At 41.2% G+C, this 21,459-nt stretch carries 16 protein-coding genes; 10 read left to right on the top strand and 6 right to left on the bottom strand.

Going from position 1 to position 21,459, the window contains the following annotated elements; genetic code table 11:
- Positions 1–521: 521 nt before the first annotated feature.
- From EJL04_RS02815 to EJL04_RS02795, 5 genes are all read left to right on the top strand, one after another.
- Positions 522–1,787 (top strand): IS4 family transposase, encoded by a 1,266-nt coding sequence (locus tag EJL04_RS02815; protein WP_125104003.1) that lies wholly within the window; start codon positions 522–524, stop codon positions 1,785–1,787.
- Positions 1,788–2,158: 371 nt separating this feature from the next.
- Complete coding sequence (locus tag EJL04_RS02810) at positions 2,159–3,913, top strand: hypothetical protein (protein WP_125104002.1); 1,755 nt, start codon at positions 2,159–2,161, stop codon at positions 3,911–3,913.
- Between the two features lie 917 nt (positions 3,914–4,830).
- Positions 4,831–7,128 carry a TonB-dependent receptor domain-containing protein gene (locus EJL04_RS02805; RefSeq protein ID WP_164511716.1) on the top strand — a complete coding sequence of 766 codons (2,298 nt, stop codon included), beginning with the start codon at positions 4,831–4,833 and terminating at the stop codon, positions 7,126–7,128.
- 556 nt (positions 7,129–7,684) lie between these two features.
- Positions 7,685–9,811, top strand: a complete 2,127-nt coding sequence (locus EJL04_RS02800; protein WP_125104000.1) for an outer membrane beta-barrel family protein — start codon at positions 7,685–7,687, stop codon at positions 9,809–9,811.
- Positions 9,812–10,072: 261 nt separating this feature from the next.
- Positions 10,073–10,189 carry a cysteine peptidase family C39 domain-containing protein gene (locus tag EJL04_RS02795; RefSeq protein WP_125103999.1) on the top strand — a complete coding sequence of 39 codons (117 nt, stop codon included), beginning with the start codon at positions 10,073–10,075 and terminating at the stop codon, positions 10,187–10,189.
- Positions 10,190–10,360: 171 nt separating this feature from the next.
- Here the strand turns inward: EJL04_RS02795 and rny are convergent, their stop codons facing one another.
- From rny to EJL04_RS02775, 4 genes are all read right to left on the bottom strand, one after another.
- Positions 10,361–11,896 carry a ribonuclease Y gene (gene rny, locus EJL04_RS02790; RefSeq protein ID WP_125103998.1) on the bottom strand — a complete coding sequence of 512 codons (1,536 nt, stop codon included), beginning with the start codon at positions 11,894–11,896 and terminating at the stop codon, positions 10,361–10,363.
- 33 nt (positions 11,897–11,929) lie between these two features.
- Positions 11,930–12,268 carry a cell division protein ZapA gene (locus EJL04_RS02785; RefSeq protein WP_053398180.1) on the bottom strand — a complete coding sequence of 113 codons (339 nt, stop codon included), beginning with the start codon at positions 12,266–12,268 and terminating at the stop codon, positions 11,930–11,932.
- Positions 12,269–12,278: 10 nt separating this feature from the next.
- Positions 12,279–12,572, bottom strand: coding sequence for a hypothetical protein (locus EJL04_RS02780; RefSeq protein ID WP_021853937.1), 294 nt, complete (start codon positions 12,570–12,572; stop codon positions 12,279–12,281).
- 137 nt (positions 12,573–12,709) lie between these two features.
- A complete protein-coding gene (locus EJL04_RS02775) occupies positions 12,710–13,354 on the bottom strand; it encodes a hypothetical protein (protein ID WP_021853938.1) in 645 nt (214 codons plus the stop codon).
- Between the two features lie 249 nt (positions 13,355–13,603).
- Between EJL04_RS02775 and rfbA the strand changes: the two genes are divergently transcribed.
- The 3 genes from rfbA to EJL04_RS02760 all read left to right on the top strand — a co-directional run bounded on the left by rfbA (position 13,604) and on the right by EJL04_RS02760 (position 17,564).
- Entirely contained in the window at positions 13,604–14,476 is an 873-nt protein-coding gene (gene rfbA / locus EJL04_RS02770) for a glucose-1-phosphate thymidylyltransferase RfbA (RefSeq protein ID WP_021853939.1), read from the top strand.
- 27 nt (positions 14,477–14,503) lie between these two features.
- Entirely contained in the window at positions 14,504–17,011 is a 2,508-nt protein-coding gene (locus EJL04_RS02765; RefSeq protein ID WP_125103997.1) for a GumC family protein, read from the top strand.
- Between the two features lie 121 nt (positions 17,012–17,132).
- A complete protein-coding gene (locus EJL04_RS02760; protein WP_021853941.1) occupies positions 17,133–17,564 on the top strand; it encodes a BT0820 family HAD-type phosphatase in 432 nt (143 codons plus the stop codon).
- Positions 17,565–18,029: 465 nt separating this feature from the next.
- On the opposite strand, the gene EJL04_RS02755 is transcribed toward EJL04_RS02760, so the two are convergent.
- Together EJL04_RS02755 and EJL04_RS02750 are read right to left on the bottom strand one after the other, a co-directional pair.
- A complete protein-coding gene (locus tag EJL04_RS02755; RefSeq protein ID WP_125103996.1) occupies positions 18,030–18,410 on the bottom strand; it encodes a GtrA family protein in 381 nt (126 codons plus the stop codon).
- Positions 18,411–18,490: 80 nt separating this feature from the next.
- The gene (locus tag EJL04_RS02750) at positions 18,491–19,858 is read right to left on the bottom strand and encodes an MATE family efflux transporter (RefSeq protein WP_021853943.1); all 1,368 of its coding nucleotides are present in this window, start codon (positions 19,856–19,858) and stop codon (positions 18,491–18,493) included.
- A gap of 419 nt (positions 19,859–20,277) precedes the next feature.
- Here EJL04_RS02750 and EJL04_RS02745 point away from each other — a divergent pair, with 419 nt between their 5' ends.
- Together EJL04_RS02745 and EJL04_RS02740 are read left to right on the top strand one after the other, a co-directional pair.
- The gene (locus EJL04_RS02745; RefSeq protein WP_125103995.1) at positions 20,278–20,778 is read left to right on the top strand and encodes an RNA polymerase sigma factor; all 501 of its coding nucleotides are present in this window, start codon (positions 20,278–20,280) and stop codon (positions 20,776–20,778) included.
- A gap of 4 nt (positions 20,779–20,782) precedes the next feature.
- Positions 20,783–21,448 carry a hypothetical protein gene (locus EJL04_RS02740; protein ID WP_125103994.1) on the top strand — a complete coding sequence of 222 codons (666 nt, stop codon included), beginning with the start codon at positions 20,783–20,785 and terminating at the stop codon, positions 21,446–21,448.
- Positions 21,449–21,459 lie beyond the last annotated feature (11 nt).

Genomic DNA, 21,459 nt, shown 5'->3' with positions numbered 1-21,459 from the left:
ACCTTAATAGCTATTTTTTTGATTGAAATTCATACCTATTAATCAAAATAGGAAACAAGCGGATTAAAATCCTTATATTCAATTCCGGCAGATTACAAATCAGCCGGCACATTAGCTTTGTTGGTTCATATCGGTTGCACAGGACGAAAAGAAGCAACAAGACTATTGTTCTGTCGGATATGTTATCCGACAGCATTAAGTATCAGGATCTGTGATCCGAGATTCATACCTTAATAGCTATTTTTTTGATTAGAAATTCATATCTAAAATAAAAATAGGAAGTAAGCGGATTAAAATCCTTATACTTAATTCCGGCAGATTACAAATCTGCCGGCACATTAGCTTTGTTGATTCATATCGGTTGCACAGGACGAAAAGAAGCAACAAGACTATTGTTCTGTCGGATATGCTATCCATTAGTGTTCGAAAGATTTTAACTATCTGAAAATCAGCTATTTATTTGCATATGTCAATATTTTTTTGTATCTTTACATCATAATAATAGAGCAAAAAATATTGAAATGAAAGATGTAAAAGTTCATGCAAAAGACATCCTGCGCATGATACCCGATGAAGAACTGGCCAAACTGTCCAGTTCTACAAAGGTGGACTATTGCGCCAAGGTATTGAGCGGCGAGCGGATGTTCTATCTCCTTGTATTTGCCCTCCTGGCGGCAGATCAGATAAGTCAGCGCAAACTTGAGGTTGTATTCAACAATTCCATGTTCAAGACGCTGTTCAACATAAGTGCAGACGCCCATGTTACGCACAGTTCCATTTCCACCCGCCTGTCAAAGATAGACCTGAGCTTCTTTGAGAAAGCCTATGAGATTATATACAGACGTTTCTCCCAACTGTACACTGAAGAGGAAATTATGCATCTGTATCTGATACGTGTTGACAGTTCCATGGTGGCCGAATGCTGCAACAGGCTCAAGGCCGGTTTCACCGTCGGCAAGAAGCCCGGAGACGGAAGGCAGCCGCGCAAGCAGATAAAGTATACCATGGCATACGACGGTTTCGCCGTCAGACTGGCCGAGGTGTTCAACGAGGCTGTATATCTTAGCGAGGACATGGCCATCCCAAAGGTAGTACTCAAGCTTGTCAAAAAAGACAGCAGACATGCGAACTTATATGTTATAGACCGCGGTCTCAGTTCCCTGGACAACTTTAACGCCATAAACGAGTGTGATGGCAAATTTGTAGGAAGGATAAAGACCAGCCGCAACATGGAAGTGGTGGAAAGCCTTATGAAAGAAGACACAGACACCGACCTTGGCAATCTTGAGCTGTATGAGGACAATATTGTACATCTGTACGACAATGAGGAGAAGAAATACTCCGAAACGCCATACCGCGTTATAAAGGCACGCTTCAAGCATCCGCGTGACACCACACGCCCTGCAAACAAAGGCAAGGTAAGGAGGGTTGAGAACGAGGTGTTCCTGATAACCAACGATTTCAGCCTTACGCCGAAGCAGGTAGCCGAGGCATACAGGAGACGCTGGGATATAGAGGTATTCTTCAAGTTCCTGAAGCAGAACCTGTCTTTCTCGCATTTCGTGTCAACAAGTGAGAACGGAATTAAGGTTATACTGTACATGACGCTCATCACTGCCATGCTCGTGATGATTTACAAGCGTGAGAACGGCCTGGGATTCTCTATAGGCAAATTCATGTTCTTTATGGAGATGCAGGATTGGGTCTGTCAACTCATGGTTGTGCTAAATGGCGGTAATGCGGACAAACAGAATAGTGATTTTCGGTTGAAGGCAAGAATTCCGTAAAAACGGATTTAAGCCATTGCAACATAACCTGGATAAAATAATCTTTCGAACACTAGTGATATGCTATCCGACAGCATCAAACATCAGGATCTGTGATCCGAGATTCATACCTTAATAGCTATTTTTTTGATTAGAAATTCATATCTAAAATAAAAATAGGAAGCAAGCGGATTGAAAATCCTTATATTAAATTCCGGCAGATTGCAAATCAGCCGGCACATTTGTCTTGTGGCTACAGGCGGTTAAGTGAAGTATCGAATTTTTCACTCTTCACTCTTCGTTCTTCACTTAAACAAGCTCCTTTAACTACTCTAACTCCTTTAACTCCTCAAAAAAATATTATCTTTGCATCTCGAATACCATTTAAAACGATGAAAAGAATTATAACCAACATAACGGGCGGCCTTTTATTGGCCGTATCTATAGTACCAACACTATTATCTGTTGTGTCTTGCGGACAGCAGGCGGCAGACAGAGATATTGCTACGGCAGACAGTCTGAGCGAGGCGGCACCGCAAAGGGCGATGACGCTTATTGACAGTCTGGAGGGAGAAAGCGCCATGAACAAAAGCCGGCACATGAAGCTGCTGCTGCTAAAGGCTAAAGTAAGAAACAAACTCGCAATGCCCATGAGCACCGACTCGCTGAAAGGCATTGCCGACTATTTTGACAAGCACGGAGATTCTAACGAACGTATGCTCGCATACTATATCATTGGATGCGTATATCAAAGAAGTCAGGATGCCCCCATGGCATTGCAGTATTTTCATGAAGCGGCAGCAAAGGCAGACACCACTGACAGCAGCTGCGACTTCCTTACACTGCACAGAATACACGTATGGTCGGCAGAGATTTTCAGAAATCAGTTTGCCTTCAGCGATGCTTTCCACGAAAATAGCCTGGCGTTTAAATACGCAATGAAGGCTAAAGACACTTTAAATACTATTATTACATACGAGCAGAAATCAAATATTTATAATGCATTGGGATTGTCTGACTCTGCTATTTTTATAAGGAAAAAGCTGTATGGACTTTATTCTAAGTATGGATATGAAAAAGAGGCGGTCAGATCATTAGGATTATTGATAAATTATGGTGTGGAGAACAAAGAGTTGTCTGATGTAAAGCATTATATAAATCTATATGAACATAAAAGCGGAAATTTTAATGATAAAGGAGATATTAAAAAAGGCGTAGAAATATATTATGTGACTAAAGGAAGATATCTTGCCGAGATAAACGAACTTGATTCTGCCGAATATTATTTTCGCAAATGTGCCAAAACAACAAAAAATTATTCTGACCTTAAATACTGTTTCGACGATTTAGCAGACATATACAGAAAGCGCAATCGACCTGATTCTGTTGCAAAATATGCAGACTTAGCCCGTATGATGACAGATTCTGCGTATGCCCAGATGTCAACCGAACATCTCCAGCAGATGCAGGCAATGTATAACTATAACAGATACAGGCAGAATGCTGAAGAGGCTGAGAAAGACGCATTGCGGACAAAATATATCAGCATAATCATAATTATGGCTATCATGGCAGCAGCCATTGGCGGGGCACTGGCCGTGAGAACATATATAATGAGGAAACGCAGGGCAAGAGTTAACGAGATAAAAGAATATGAACGCAGCATAAGCGAACTGAAGAAGGCAAGGCGCGAGCTGGACATACTGACCGAAAACAGACAGACGCGGATGGAAAGTCTGATTAAGGAGAAGGAGGAAGAGATTGAAAGACTGCAAAAAGAGAAAGCCGAATATGAGAAAAACAAGGACTTTGCAGCCCGAATGACGCCGTTTGCAGACGAGCCGGTCGTAAAAATTTTACGTAGACATGCCGAAAAGGAGCACGTTACGATGAGCGGAGAAGAGCGCAAAATGCTCATAAGCCTGTTTGACAGCTACGAAGAAATAAGCCGGCTGAAGGCCGTTTTGAGTGAAAGCGAATATGAGCTGGGCCTCTTGGTCAAGCTTGGCTTCACACCTTCGCAGATAAATATGCTTACCGGCCGCAGTCTTCAGGACATTGCCAACATACGAAAACGGATGTATAACAGAATAACCGGCAAAGACGGCTCGTCGAGAGACTTTGACAGATACATAAAGTCTTTATAGACAGAAGCTTACGCAACGTCAATAAACGACAAGACTATTGTTCTGTCGTATATGCTATCCGACAGCATAAAGTATCAGGATCTGTGATCCGAAATTCATACCTATTAATCAAAAATAGGAAGTAAGCGGATTAAAATCCTTATATTTAATTCCGGCAGATTACAAATCAGCCGGTACATTAGCTTTGTTGGTTCAACTCAGTTTTACATACGGCGTATTAGTTTTATAACTATAAAAACGTCAGAAAGCAACAAGACTATTGTTCTGTCGGATATGCTATCCGACAGCATTAAATATAAGGATCTGTGATCCGAAACTCATACCTATTAATCAAAAAATAGGAAGTAGGCGGATTAAAATCCTTATACTCAATTCCGGCAGATTATTTCTATTGATTGTCGGCTGCGCTCGGCATAACCAAATATAATTTGCTTCTGCTCTCGCCTGCACAACAATTGCAAATCTGCCGAAACATTAACTTTGTTGATTCAAATCAGTTGCACAAGCAGCGCATTAGTCTTGTTGATTCATATCGGTTACACAAGCGAATTCTTCACTTAAACATGCTCCTTTAACTCCTAAATGTCTTATTCTCTTTTTTCCAGGTATACATACTGTCTAATTTTTATACACCACTGTCCAAATATTAGACATGCATACGAATGGGATATTAGCCTATCTCTCTGATATACAACAAAATACGTTTTATGGCACGGTTTTGGTAATTATAATATCGTACAAATTATAAAATTGCCCATAAAAGCACAACCTTAGTTTCTGCCGACTGGCGGTCTGGTTTGAGTTGCCGTATGCATACCGACAACAGACGAGATAATATGTAACCCATATCCTTCAAAAATATGACATGGGAAACAGTATGTAAAAATATTGACAGAAAGAACAATAAAATTATAAATATGAATAAACTTACAATACTAATCATCATGCTCCTTGCACTTACAAAGGCCTATGCACAGCAGATAAGCGGCAAGGTGATGAACGAAAAAGACATGCCAATGGAATATGCCAGCGTGGCACTGATAAACACTGCCGACTCAAGTCTGATATCAGGAGGGCTTACGGACGAAGAAGGCAAATTCGTTGTAAACGACACAACACACTGCAAGACTCTGGCCGTGAGAGTAACATCACTGGGCTATGAAACCGCCTATGCCGACATTCCGCTAAACGGAGCAATACGCATGCAGCCTCAGGCTAAGGCTCTTGAAGGCATAACAGTAACGGGAGTGAGAAAATTCATAAAGCACAACGCTTCAGGACTTACAGTTGATATGGAAGGCAACCCGCTCGCCAAACTGCCGTCGGTCAATGACGCCATAAGAATGATGCCGATGATTGACGCAACAAGCGGTGGAATATCTGTACTCGGCAAGGGAACGCCTGAAATATACATAAACAACAGACGCGTAAGGAACAGCAGCGAACAGAGCCAGTTGTCGCCGGAAAACATAAAGAGCGTAGACATCATTACAGACCCGAGCGTTAAATACGGCTCAAGCGTAACGTCGGTGATAATAATACACACCAAGAAACGCGACAATGGCCTGGCCGGAGTTATAACAGGCTCCGGAACAATGTCTGAAGTTGCATCGGGAAACGTAAACGCCGACTTTTCGTATGTCTTGAAGAACGGATTAGGATTCTTTGTTGGAGGCTCTGTTGCCGACAGCGGATTCAAACAGGACAGGACATATGACGAGAAATTCAACAACAACCAAAATTATACATTAACAAAAGGCGAATATAACAGCCGCAACAAATCAATGAACCTGCAGGCTGGAAGCAGCTTTGACTTCGGAGAAAGCAATTCGGCAGGAGTAAGGTACGAATTTTCGAGAACACCGTCAAGCAAATACAACACGGACAGTAACATAAAGACCAACGCTGACGGACAGGAAAGCAGCATTGCATCGGCTAACGAATCGTTATCGCAGAGTATGCAGCATTATCTTAACGGATATGCCACGATTAAGTTCGGCGCAAAAAAGAACTTTGAGATTACGGCTAACGCCGACTACCTGTACGGAGAAAGCAAAAACAATCAGAACACCACCGAGGACAGCAAAGGGATATACAGCATTGTGAACACCTCAAACAGGGCATCGTATCATCTGATTGCCACAAAGGCAAACTTAAACATGACTTTCGGTAAACTGTCCTTTGACGTGGGAGGCGAATATTCGTACACGTCAGACAGGACTGATTTTGGCAGCATTATTGACGGCACAGGCTCACAGGCAAACGACTTTATTAAACAGAATCTTGCAGCCGGATACGTCAACGCAACATACAGACCGCTTAAAAACCTGACGCTGACAGCCGGAATAAGGGCTGAAGCGACAGACTTCACTTACTATAAAAACGGAAAACAAATAGACGGTCAATCAAAATCGTACACCGACTGGCTGCCGAGATTCATAATCAGCTATGCCGTAAAAGACCTGAGAATAGGACTTTCATACAACATCAACGTATACAGGCCGAGCTATTCCATGCTAAACAACAATTCGACATACGTGTCGCACACGTCATGGGAGACAGGCAACCCGCTGCTGAGCTCATCGACACCACACAATATAAACCTGAGCATGGCATGGAAACAGACCATGCTTAACGTAACATATATAAGAATGAAAAGACAGATAGAGTATGTCTACATGCACATGCCTGACTATAACCTCAACATACGCAAGCCGATAAACCTGCCTGACTTCAACAAACTAAACATAGTGCTGTCGCACAGCATGGATATCTGCTTCTGGCATCCGATGATACAAGGACAGCTCGCCATCTGTGACTTAAAATACGGCTCGCCCGAAGAGAGATACAACAAGCCCATAGGAAGCATAAGCCTTCAGAACCGTTTCGACCTGCCTTGGGGGATATATGCATACCTTACGGGATGGTGGTCGAGCAAAGGCAATAACAACACTTATTACATGTACGACAACGCCTCGGTGTATGTTTATTTGTTGAAAAGCATAGGCAACTGGTCGTTCTCTCTTTTGGCAAACGACATATTCGGCACACAGAAGCAAAAGCATCTCACACGCACAAACGGAGTTAACGTAACCGAATACCGTAAAGGTGCTTCGCAACTGATACAACTGTCTGTAACCTATTCGTTCAACAATAAAAACAAAAAGAAATATAAAGGTAAAGGAACCGGCAGTTCTGAACTTAACAGATTCTGACGAGTATTTTCTTTAACAATATATCAAACGATGAAAAACTTTAAGATATACCTTCAGCACGACACGATGCATTACTGCATTGCATGCCTGCACATGATATACAGCCACTATGGGCAGAATACGGCTTCGACAGATCCCTGGAATGACAAAACTGACATATGGATACCAACAGCACAAAATGCATCATTGTCCTTCATTTCATTTAACATTAAATACAACCGACATATATAATATTATGTATAGATGGTGTAAACATAAAATAAAAAAGCGTGAACAGAGATTGAAATTAAAACCAAAATATTATGAAAAAAATACTATTAATAATGTTTGCCGTTATGGCATTTACAGCACACACATTGGCGCAATCTGTCGACACTTCGTCAATAAGCTCTTGTGGCAATACATTATATATCCAGTGGCACAGAAGCTATTGCTCCATTTATAAAAACATATTGAAGAGATGTTACCTTTAATTTATGGGAACAAAAAAGAGAAATAGTAAATTATAATTAAATACCAACGTTAAATTTAACGTCGAATCTAAAAGAACAAACATATGAAGACTTTTTTACTAATATTAGCACTGTATATTCATACCACCACTGATATTTATGCGCAACAAGACAGCATAAGTAAAGATTTCAGACTGAGTTCTATTGAAGTGAAAGCTTACAGACCTATAGTAGAAACAGAAGGAAGCAGACAGACTGTAACCGTTAAAGGAACTTTTCTAAGCAAGATGGGAAACCTTGGAAATATGCTGAGTGTCACACCTGGGATAATAGCAAAAGGGAACAACAACTTTGACGTGGCTGGAAAAGGAAAGCCAATATACTATGTTGACGGAAAAGAAGTAACCAATCAAAACATATTCACAACACTGAAAACATCAGACATTGCAAAGATAGAAATTGAAAGAGAACCTTCAGCCAAATATCCGGCAGGAACCAACGCTGTGATAAACATAATAACAATAAAACCACTAAAAGACTTCATTGCACTTGACGTCTATAATACGACCACTGTAAGACGGAAATTCTCAGAAAATCCATCATTTGAGCTTCGCATGAAATATGGTATATGGAATTCATCTATAGGATATGATTACGGAGCTTGGATGTCTCTCAACAAAGAAACATATTATACAGAGATTTCTCATCCCGACCGTACATTCCGAAGCGATGAAGCCAACGAATTATTCATGGGTTCTCACAATCACGACATAACGTGGAATAATAATTTCGACATCAACAAAAACAACACAATAAGTCTGGCTTATTACTTCCAGCATGAAAAAGAAAACGACATAAGTAATGCTGATATGAAATATTCTGATACAGAAAAATACAACGACAAGAATATCAGAAGACAAACAATAGACAATTGTAACCTACATAATGTAACTCTATATTACAAAAGCAAAATAGGAAAATCACTCCTGTCACTGGGCGGAGACTATTCTATAATAAGCAACAATTCGCGAACAGATATTGCAGAAAAAAACAAAAATAATGATAACGGGAACAATAACTTCACGAAAACTACGAACAAATATAAAATAATGACACTTAATGCCACTTATTCATTTAATCTGCCTTTCAATATCAGTTCGGAAGCAGGGGCACGTTATTATAATGTAAATGACAGATACGGCTATCTGTCTGACAGCAAATGGCAGCCTGAGACATTGGGCTCAAACGGACAGAAGACGGAAGACAATGTTACAGCCGCATATTTAAGCCTCGGGAAAAAATGGAAAAAAGTTCACTTATCATTGGGTGGGCGCTACGAATATTCTGATACAAAGGTTTGGATAAACACTCTGTCGGAAACAATCAGCAACTCCCGACATACTTCTTTCTTCCTGCCATCGGGTACATTAACCGTCTTCCCGTGGAAAAACTTGACTTTCCAGCTTAATTACAGACGAAGCGTAAATAGGCAGAAATACACCGGCCTTAACCCTTATCCTATTTATCAGGACTCTTTGTCGTATTCAGCAGGTAACAGAGATCTGCAACCCAGCGTGAACGACAATATCTCAATTTACGCAGGATGGAAAGGATTATACGTGACTGCCGGATATACTCACACACGCAACCTTATAAAAAGCGTTGTATACAATCAGGATCCGTCCACAGATATAGTATGCGAGACACCGATAAACGTTAAACGTTCTGAATCATTTTACACAATGCTTGGATACAACAGAAGAATGTTTTCAGGTAAACTATACTTCAGTGGAAACCTTTACATAAACTTTCCGAAATATAAATACATATTCCTCAATAAAACAATAAAAATACACCATCCGTTTTATTCAGGAAACATGAATTTGTATTATTTTCTGAACAACAAAATTACGGCATACACAACATTCACATTCCAAAGTTATCTTGAAGACACAAATATATCCCAGCGTCCCGCAAACAACTGGAGCGCAGGTGTACAGATGAACATGATAAAAGACAAATTAACACTCACACTCAGTGTATCAGATATCTTGCACCGTGCAAATTATAACAATATTGATATCAGATACATCAACACCCAACACGGAACCTACGGCACTAATGACATGAGAGGTATCACATTGTCAGCATCGCTCAGTTTGTTTAATCAAGACATAACAGTAAGTTCATCAAGAAATAACAACGATGTGATAGACAGAACAAGGCAATAATCAATAAAAATCAGAATATTAAATGCTATATAAATTCATAAATTATGAAAAGATTCTTGGTAGTACTTCTATTTTTTAACGCCATTATCTATACAGATTCACTGATATCCCTCTTAGAAAGAATTATATGAAATGTCAATCTTAAGCAAGAAAGAACCATAAGAAAATTGACTTGGACAAGGACATCATGAAAGATATTCAGGATGACCTCAACTTGATGGACCGTAAATATTAGTTTGATTTTCGGGTATTATAAAATAAATGAGAAACTTTAAACTCTACCTTCAGCACGACGCGATGCAGTGCGGTTTAGCATGCCTGCGCATGATATGCAGCCACTATGGGGCAGACTACATCTTCGACAGATCCCCGGAATGACAAAACTGACATATGGATGCCAACAGCACAAAATGCATCATGGTCTTTCATCATTTAACATAAAATACAACCGACATATATAATTATGTATAGGCGGTGTAAACATAAAATAAAAAAGCGTGAACAGAGAAATGTTCACGCTTTTTATATAGAAGTATGTATTTTCTGATTTTACTTAGCGTATGCCACGCTTCTTGTTTCACGGATAACAGTGATCTTAACCTGTCCCGGATATGTCATCTCGTTCTGAATCTTAGTTGCTATCTCGCCAGACAGATTCTCTGTTTCCTTATCGTCCATCTTATCCGCACCGACGATTACGCGCAACTCGCGGCCAGCCTGAATTGCGTATGTCTTTGTAACGCCCGGATAACTCATAGCAATAGCCTCAAGATCATTAAGACGTTTGATATAAGCCTCAACAATTTCGCGGCGTGCGCCAGGACGGGCTCCACTGATAGCATCGCAGACCTGAACGATAGGAGCGAGCAGTGTGTTCATCTCTATTTCATCGTGGTGAGCGCCAATGGCATTAACGATATCCGGCTTCTCCTTATACTTTTCAGCAATCTTTGCACCATAAAGAGCATGCGGCAGTTCGCTCTCCTCGTCAGGCACTTTACCTATATCGTGCAACAATCCGGCACGTTTAGCCTTTTTAGGATTAAGACCAAGCTCAGAAGCCATTACAGCACAGAGGTTGGCTGTCTCACGGGCATGCTGCAAGAGGTTCTGACCATAGCTTGAACGATACTTCATCTTACCGATGATACGTATAAGTTCAGGATGCAGACCATGTATACCAAGGTCGATGGCTGTACGCTTACCTGTCTCGATAATCTCGTTGTCGAGCTGCTTCTTAACCTTAGCAACAACTTCCTCGATACGTGCCGGGTGGATACGTCCGTCAGTAACAAGCAGATGAAGAGCCAAACGGCAAACCTCACGGCGAACAGGATCGAAAGCAGAAATGACAATAGCCTCAGGAGTGTCGTCGACAACAATCTCAACACCTGTTGCTGCTTCAAGAGCTCTGATGTTACGTCCTTCACGGCCGATGATACGTCCTTTCACTTCATCGTTGTCGATATGGAACACGCTGACAGAGTTTTCTATCGCGGTTTCAGTAGCAACGCGCTGTATTGTCTGTATAACGATTTTCTTAGCCTGAGCATTGGCGTTAAGCTTAGCCTCGTCCATAATCTCGTTGATATAGCTTGCAGCATCTGTACGGGCTTCGTCTTTCAGGCTCTCAACAAGACGGTTCTTTGCCTCTTCTGCGCTGAGACCGGAAAGTTCCTCAAGCTTTGCACGCTCCTGAAGCTGCATCTTGTCGAGTTCCTCCTGCTTAATCTGCAAAAGTTTCTTTTCATTATCAACACGCTGCTGCTGCTGATCTACGTCCTGCTTTCTGCGGCCCAGTTCTTCCTGGCGCTGATTCAAAGAGAGCTCTCTCTGCTTCAGTCGGTTCTCGCTCTGCTGAATTTTCTGGTTACGGCTCTGCACCTCCTTTTCGAGTTCAGACTTTTTATTAAGAAAAATCTCCTTAACCTCGAGCTTCTTCTTTTCCTTCAACACTTCAGCTTCTTTTTGAGCTGCAGAAATCATTTCATTATATTTCCCGGTAAGAACATACCTGAATATAAAATATCCGCATAGTCCACCCAAAACAAGTGCTACGACGGCAATAATAATATTTAATATCATTTGTTTATTTTAATAATGTTAATATTCTCACTTTTATTTTTTATCCGTAGCTGCACGCATGCCTGTTTCAGACACGCCAAGAGCATCTTCGATCTCATTGGTTATCTTTGTGAGAATATCGTCATAGGGTGCTGTGTCGTTGTTAGTTTTTTCAAACTCCAGATTCAGTGCGATATTAATCATCGCCATATACAAGATTTCTTTCTCGCTTTTAGTTGACCTAAAGCGTTCTGAATATGTATTTACCGTTTCTGTTATAAGCTTGGCCGCATTACGATAAAAAGGCTCTTCTTCCGGTATTATATTATAAACCGGTATCTCTGTATCATAAACGTGCAGTCTTATATTTAATTTATCTTTTCCTTCAGCCATCACTACGTCACTATTCCTCACTAAGCAGCGTGATACATTTATTAACCTCGCGTATAAGGCCTGACAGTCTGCGCTTTGCCGACTCAATGTCGCCGTCAGATATCTCCATCATTTTGGCCATCTTGAGGCTATCGTAGTCTTTCTGTGCCTGTTCCAAAGTTGATTTCAGACGCTTCATTTCCTCCTCCTGTGCATCAAGCATCGCATAAAGCTCCTCGTTTTCTTTCTTCAATTGGTTGTACTGAAGAATCAACTGCCTTACACGTGTGGTAAACAGCGTCATTATTTTATCATTGTCAGCCATCACAAAAAGTTTTGCCTACAAATTTAGCACAAATTTATCAACTTGCAAAATTTATTCATCCGATTTTACATAAATCAACAAATTATGCCATAACGAGACTGCGGAGGCAAACTCATTACGGCATATAAGCAGACTTACTATTTCGAATTATTTTTCAAGTTGTCATCATCAGCGGGACGCGGTTCCTTCTTAGCCAGCATTACGACCTGGAACACAAAATCGGTTATCCATTTTTCGCTGAAGCCCAACCGCTTATCGTAATTACGGATGGCTACCACCGTCTTCATAACGCCCATATCCTTAAAGTCGTTCTTATGGAAAATGTCAGCTACGGTCTTTTCGGTCATTCCATATATAGCCTTTTTCATGAACGAAGGCATACGAAGCTTAAACTTCATCAGATTACCCATAAGCATCATGAGATCTTGAGTAAAATTCTGGAACTGGATAAGATATGTCTGCACGTCCTGTATCTTACGGCAATTCTTACGGATGCTTTGGTCAACTTCCTTGAAGAAGTCATCTTCTGTATTATACAAGTCCTTAAGCATCTTTTTACAATGCTTTTTCTCCCCCACTCCAAGTTTGTTGTTCAATGTCGGAACGTGAAGAGTGGTTTTGAACATTCTCAGGTCAGGAAGCATCGCCAGATTAGTTATGCCGGCATTTTCAGCGATTGCAGCCTGAAGATAGACACGCACAAGTGTCATATAATCTTCCATGCCTCCAGTCTTATGTTCTTCTTTATTGCTTTTTCCAAATAATTTACTTAAAAATCCCATGTCTTTAATCAATATAATTTAAACTAACGAGCCATGAACAATATCACGGCAATTAAAATATAAATGCAAAATTACATCAAATACATCAAAAATCAAAATAAAATTTGATTATTATCAACTTTTATTATACCTTTGCAAAGCATATGCGATTATTGCAATTGATGTATAATTTTTTAAACAACATCACAAAGACCTGACAAAACAGGCATTCAACAGGTTAAGTATTATTTAATTTAACAGCAAAACAAGATGAAAGGTATTGTATTGGCCGGTGGTTCTGGCACACGTTTATATCCAATCACTAAAGGTATCAGCAAGCAATTGATACCAATTTTTGACAAGCCGATGATATATTATCCCATTTCAGTACTTATGCTTTCTGGCATAAAAGACATTCTGATAATATCAACACCACACGACCTGCCTGGATTCAAAAGACTGCTCGGAGACGGTTCCGACTATGGTGTACATTTCGAATACGCCGAACAGCCTTCGCCTGATGGACTTGCACAGGCATTTATCATCGGCGAGGAATTTATCGGCGACGACAGCGTATGCCTTGTATTAGGCGACAACATTTTTCACGGAGCAGGATTTTCTGCGATGTTGCACGCAAGTGTCGAAGAGGCAGAGAAGAACGGAAACGCAACTGTATTCGGATACTATGTCAACGATCCGGAACGTTACGGAGTGGCTGAATTTGACAAGAACGGCAACTGTCTCAGCATAGAGGAAAAGCCTGAAAATCCGAAAAGCAATTATGCCGTTGTCGGCTTATATTTCTACCCAAATAGCGTTGTTGAGATTGCAAAGAACATCAAGCCAAGCAAACGAGGCGAACTGGAAATAACATCTGTCAACCAAGAATACCTCAGACGACAGACTCTGAAAGTTCAAACACTTCAAAGAGGATTCGCATGGCTCGACACAGGTACACACGACAGTCTGAGCGAGGCGTCAACTTTCATTGAGGTTATAGAGAAACGTCAAGGTCTGAAAATTGCATGCCTTGAAGAGATTGCATTCAAACAAGGTTGGATTGACTCTGAGAAACTTAAAGAAGTTGCTCAGCCCATGTTGAAAAATGAATACGGAAAATACCTTATAAGTTTAATAGGATAACAAACAAATAAACTAGGATAAAAATAAATGAACGAATTAAAAAACAACCAAGAAGTTCAGGAATTTGCAGAAGAGCAATCTTCCTTCAACTTCCAAACCATTTACAAGGCGTTTATACTTAATTGGAAATGGTTTATTTTATCTATACTGATATGTGTTGGCATTGGTTTTCTTTACCTGCGCTACACTACACCGGTATACAACACAATAGCTAAGTTGCTGATTAAGGACGACGACAACAGCCGACGCTCTGGACGAGGAGGCCTTCAGGCACTGGAGAGTATGTCTAACCTTGGTATTATAAGCAACAACTATGGTATAGAGAATGAGCAGGAAATCCTGACATCAACCACTGTTGCCGAACAAGCTGTACGCGACTTAAAATTATACGTCAATTATTATCTAAAGGGGCATGTAAAAGACCAGCTTATATACAAAGAGCAGCCAATAAATGTTGACATGGATTTTGCCCACATGGATAAGCTGAATGCTCCGGTCAAACTAAAAATTACAAGAAAAGACAATGGCTACATTGTCAAAGGTACATATTATATCCCTGAAAACGAGGTTGCTTTTGACGGTCCTTACGAAATAGAAAAGACAATAGATGGCATACCTGCCGTAATACGTACAAAAGTCGGAATTGTCACATTGACTGCAAACGGGCGTTATAAGCTTGAAGACGGAGAATCAGAAATTGCTATATTAAATTCACCCCGTATTGCTGCATATAAATATGTCAAGAGCTTATCCGTTGAACAGACATCAAAGACGTCTTCTGTATTGAGCCTGCAGCTTCAGGATCAGGACATAAGCCGCAGTATGGATTATCTGCGCCAGCTTGTGGTTTGCTATAACAGACAAGCCAACGAAGACAAGAACGAGATAGCCGTACGTACAGAAGAGTTCATCAACGAACGTCTGGCAAAAATCAATGCCGAACTTAGTTCGACAGATGGCGAACTTGAAGATTACAAGAAGCGCAACAGGCTGATGGAGCTAAAACTGGATGCCACCACGACATCGACAAACACTTCTGTATACGAGCAGAAGCTCAATGAGGCAAACACTCAGATATCTCTGATAACCAGCCTTATCAACTTTGCCAACCGTCCAGGTAACAGGCATCAGGTTTTGCCGTCAAATGTAGGACTTCAAGACGAAGCGTCAACATCGCTTATCAATGAATACAACAAGATAGCCCTCGAACGAAACAGACTGCTTCGCACGGCTTCAGAAAACAGCCCGGTGGTAATAGAGCTGACATCACAACTCGATGACATGCAGGCAAGCATACACCAGGCACTGCAGCAGGCAAAGAAGAGCCTCACAATACAACGTGACGCCATACAGATGCAGCTGGGCCAATACAGCGGTGAAGTAACCAAAGCCCCTGAACAGGAGCGTATACTGACTCAGATCGGAAGACAGCAGGAAGTAAAGTCAGGACTCTATCTTATGCTATTGCAGAAACGCGAAGAGAACTCTATCTCATTAGCAGCAACAGCAGACAAAGGAAAACTTATCGAAATGCCGCAGTACGCCGGCAAGGTTAGCCCGAAGGGCAGCATAATAATGCTTATAGCCCTCATAATGGGTATAGCCATTCCGTCTCTGATTTTATACGTAATTAATTTCTTCAGATACAGAATTGAAGGCCATGAAGATGTTGCAAGCCTTACCAAGCTGCCAATCATTGCAGACATTGTTGTAGCAAGCGAAACAGCAAAGACAAGGGCTGACATTGTCGTACACGAGAACCAGAACAACCAGATGGAGGAAATATTCCGCTCTATGCGTACGAATATTCAGTTTATGCTGAAAGAAAAGCAAAACGTAATCATGTTTACGTCTTCAACATCCGGCGAAGGAAAGACATTTACAGCAGCCAACCTGGCCGTAAGCTTTGCACTTCTCGGCAAGAAAGTAATCCTCATTGGTCTTGATATCCGTAAGCCAAGATTGGCAGAATTGTTTAAAATAAACAATCACAATAACGGTATCACGCCATTGCTTACAATGACGAATCCGGAATGGAGCGACGTTAAAAAACAAATCGTACCTTCAGAGATTAACAATAACCTCGATCTTCTGATGGCTGGTCCTATTCCTCCCAACCCGGCAGAGCTTGTTTCTCGCCCTGCACTTGAACAGGTGCTCAACTTGCTCAGAGAGAACTACGACTATGTATTGGTAGACACGGCTCCGGTCGGACTGGTAACAGATACGCTGCAGATTGGCAAGCATGCCGACATCTGTATCTATATGTGCCGTGCAGACTACACTCCGAAAGCCAGCTTCGGCATGATAAACGAACTGGCTGCAGAGAACAAGTTGCCAAATCTGTGCATCGCTATCAACGGCATAGACCTTTCAGACAAGAAGTATGGCTATTATTATGGATATGGCAAATACGGCAAGTATGGCAAATACGGACATTACGGCAAGGGTAAGTCGTATGGCTCATACGGCAACTATGGTGATTATTCTAACAGCCATTACGGCAACAAAAACGACAACTCCGTAAAAAGATAACAACTGACCCAAAAGTATACGGCGACTTTCCAATCAGAAAGTTTCCGTATACTTTTAAACATTTATATTCAATTACTTATAAAGTTATTCATATTTAGCATTATTTTTTTGAAATAGAATTATGACTATTGCAGTAGACTTTGACGGCACAATTGTTGAACACAGATATCCTGAAATTGGCCAGGAGATTCCGTTTGCGACAGATACTCTTAAAATGTTGATTGCTGATCATCACAAGCTCATATTATGGTCTGTACGCGAAGGCGAACTGCTCGACGAGGCCGTACAATGGTGCAAGGACCGCGGAGTGGAATTTTATGCTGTTAATAAAGATTATCCTGAAGAACAAGGCACGTCAAACAACAACCACTACTCACGCAAGCTTAAAGCTGACATGTTTATTGACGACCGCAATATAGGAGGCCTGCCTGATTGGGGAACAATATACAGAATGATAAAAGAAAACAAGACATATAAAGACATCATGATGGAACGTCAGGGCCATGTTTCATATGATGAAAGGCCAAAGAAAAAACATTGGTGGCAATTCTAATCAAAAGATATAAATAAAAGCATTGCGCAAAAAGCGTGATGTTTTTTTTAGCTCCCTATCCCGAAATTATTTAATTCGATGTAATAATACATCGGATTATCCGTAAAAAACCATTTGTTTTCAATGAAAAACCGGGCCACTTTTGATGCAAAAGTGGCCCAGTTACGACTCAAAAACAATAGGTTAATGATTTAAAACCAATACATATTGTTTTGGTTATACATTTCACAAAATCTCACTATAGCGCCAACGATTTACAATCACAAACAGGCTCTCTACTTTCGATTTTTTGCATTCAAAATTAGCGATGCTTATAAAAGGACCTTAATTGCAGCTAAACAAAACGGGCTGTCCAAAATACAATGCAGACTATATTTTACCTATGTCGCAATATTCTTTTAATCAGCTTTTATCAGATATCCTTATAATTAAGTTGTAAGCCATATTCAGTCCAGCAAGCAAACATCAACCTATTTTCCTGAATACAAAACGGACAATCAAAAAGTTTGTCGGTATTGCAATACAATAAACAGGCACAGGCGCAAGCTCTTTGCTCACACCAAACCAAAGGAATAGATTAAGCAGTCCGATCTGCAAGAAATAGTTGAAAAGATGAGCTCCGCCAAAGCCAAAACCATTTTTAACCGACTTCTTCTTACGGAACGTAAACTTTGCCGACAATAGATAGTTTACCACAAAACTCAGAAAATATCCTATGGTATAAGCTACATTTACGTCGATTACACTTTGCAAAAGCCAATATATGCCATAATGCAGGGCCGTGGCAATAACGCCTACGATGCCAAAACGTATTATCTCAAAAAAAGTTTCACGACTTAACAGCATAATTTATAATATTCTATTCTGCAAAGGTAATGCAAAGCTGAAACAAAACCAAATATTTGAAAAACGATTAACAGCACGTGCTACATGCGGCGCAATATACGTGGAAACTGATATGCAAAAATCAGCGTACATAGTATTGCTGCAGTTGCATCAGATATTCCCTCGGCTGCATAAACGCCCATCACGCCCATATACTTAGGCAACAGCAAAGCCAAAGGTATGAGCAATATAACTTTGCGGAGCAAGGCGATAAAGACAGAAACCTTAGCCTGTCCCAGTGCTACAAACATATTCTGGCACGTGCGCTGCAGTCCAAAAATGGTCATACCGCACAAGAATACTGGCATGGCCCGGCATACCGTACTGATAAGAGCTTCGTCGGTTGTAAAGGCTGCTGCCACCAAAGACGGAAACAGAACCATGAACAGCACAAGTACGAAATTAAACGTAAACATTATTGCCAGCACAATCTTGAAGCATTCCTTTACGCGGTTTCTGTCTCCGTGGCCATAGTTGTAGCTGACAATAGGCACAAAGCCCTGCGCAAAGCCTGCAAGGGGAACGCTAACTACAAGCATGGCGCTCTGCATTATGGCCAAAGCACTGACATTAATGTCGCCGAACTTTTCAAGGCTGCTGTTAAGGACAAAGCCGACGAGGCTCTCCGTACTTGCCATAATGAACGGCGACACGCCCAAAGCCAGAATGTGAGAAATCACGTTTCTGTCAGGGCGCATATACCTGAACTCCAATCTGAGTGAAGCACGCTTTGACGTTAGAAAACTTACTATCCACAACGCGCTGCATGCCTGCGATATAACAGTAGCCAAGGCCGCGCCCCTGACGCCCATGCCCATCACAAAGATAAAAATAGGGTCGAGTATTATGTTAAGAACGGCGCCTATCAGCACCGAATACATCGCTATCGCCGGACGTCCCTGAGTGTTTATAAACGTGTTAAGTCCTACCGACGTTTCAACAAACAGTGTACCTAAAAGATAAATTGAAAGATAATCTTTTGCGTAACCTACTGTATTTTCAGACGCGCCGGTAAACATCAGCAACGGCTCCATGAAGAGATATGTAAGAGTAGTGGTCAGAAGCGTAAAAATAAGCAACAGGACAAAACCGTTACCCAAGGTCTGCCCTGCCCTCTTTCTGTCGCCCTGACCGAGGGCTATGGCAGCCAACGGAGCACCGCCGCCACTGACTATTGCCGAAAACGCAGAAATAAGTATTATTATGGCCCCCGTAACACCGATACCAGCCAGCGCGTCCGTGCCGATGCCCGGAATGTGACCGATATATATCCTGTCGACCAGATTATACAACAGATTAACAATCTGAGCTGCCACCGACGGCATAGCCATGCGCAGCACAAGAGGCAACATTCTGTCTGTACCCAAACGTTCTTCGTATGCCGTATTGTTTATATTTGCCTTACCCATAAATTACCTTAAAAACTCTAACCTGTAACATTATTCATGCCGAAACCAATATGCAGACATCAAGCAAGATTGCTGCATCGATGATTTCAAGGTGCAAAATTACACAATATTCATAAAACGGCGTATCTAAAACAAATGTTATTTCCGGCCAAGGCAAAATGATATACAATATGCGAAATCTTAGCAACAGTCAAAAGACATTTGACTACAATATATATAGGTAAAAAAAATTACATCGTCCTGACATAACGGCACATACAAGCCGCCCTTATTATAAAAGGAAATATCAGTCATAAACAGAAAATACTCTAAAAGGCGAAATGATTTTTATAAGCGCGAGCCGCTGCTTTCATAATAAATGTTAACGTCAGTTTATAATCTGGCAGGCAAAACGTTATAACACTAAACAAGGAAAACATATGGAGCAGACAGAGTTCGAACAAATAGCAAAATCAACAAGAGCAAAAGCTGTGGCTACAGCCCTTGCCCTCTCTATGAGCAAGGATGAAGCCGAAGACATTGCTCAAGACGTGATGCTAAAGCTCTGGACATTGCGCAACGACATAAGCAGCAAGACTGACGCCGAGAAACTGGCTGTATGCATTGCACGCAACAAGGCAATAGACGTACACCGAAAAAGGCCTCAGCAGCCACTGGACAACCACAGCAACATAGCCGACAACAAGGCTCCGGCTCCGGACGTCTGTGTTGAAATAAAAGAAGACCACAACTGGCTGATGAAACGGGTGGCCGAACTGCCTCCGAAGGAATATCAGATACTAAAGCTGAGACAGGTTGAACATAAAAGCAACGAGGAAATAGCCAAGCTGCTCGGCATGGAAAAAACCTCGGTGGCAACTCTACTATCAAGGGCTAGAATGAAAATACTGAAAGAATTTCAAAAAAGGGCTGGAATATAACACTATGAATAAAGAAATAGAACAACTCATAAAGCGATTCATGGACGGACAGACTACGGTTGACGAAGAAAACCGCATAGCTGAATATCTCCGCACACATGAAGTGGAAGACGAATGGAAGCCATACAAAGATATGTTCGGATGGTTTGACGACGGAATGCCATTGCAATCCAACGGACAAAAGCATACGGCAAAAAACAGGAGTAAAGCCATAACGGTGGCTATGCTCATGGCAGCAGCCGCAGCAATAGTAGCATTGGTTATGATGGTGCGTCCTGGTACTCCGGACATTATGCCTGAACAACAAACAGTAAACGCAGCCGGCAAACTGGCGACAGAAGAAAATATCATATCATCCAAAGATACTCTGGCCATCGACTCTATGAAGAAAGAGGCCGTAAAACCAAATAAGAAAAAGAGCAGAATAAAGAGAAGGGTCTACAAAGTGATGCCGCCAAAAACATATCTCGCAAAAGCTGAGCGCGACTCGATAAATGTTGTGGCCGACCAAATGGCTGAAGAAAAGCTGCGCCAAATATGTTTAGAACAAGAACAAAAAATAAGAGAGATATACGACCTGTATAACAGACAGGATATAAAGATAGAACTTATTATGGCCACCCTCGAAGAAGGTATTGACTATGAAACAGAAGAAAACGAATATTATTAAAAAACATACCA

Origin of the sequence: Prevotella marseillensis (assembly GCF_900625065.1) — a bacterium.
GTDB lineage: Bacteria > Bacteroidota > Bacteroidia > Bacteroidales > Bacteroidaceae > Prevotella > Prevotella rara.
This window is presented reverse-complemented; position numbering and strand designations above follow the sequence as displayed.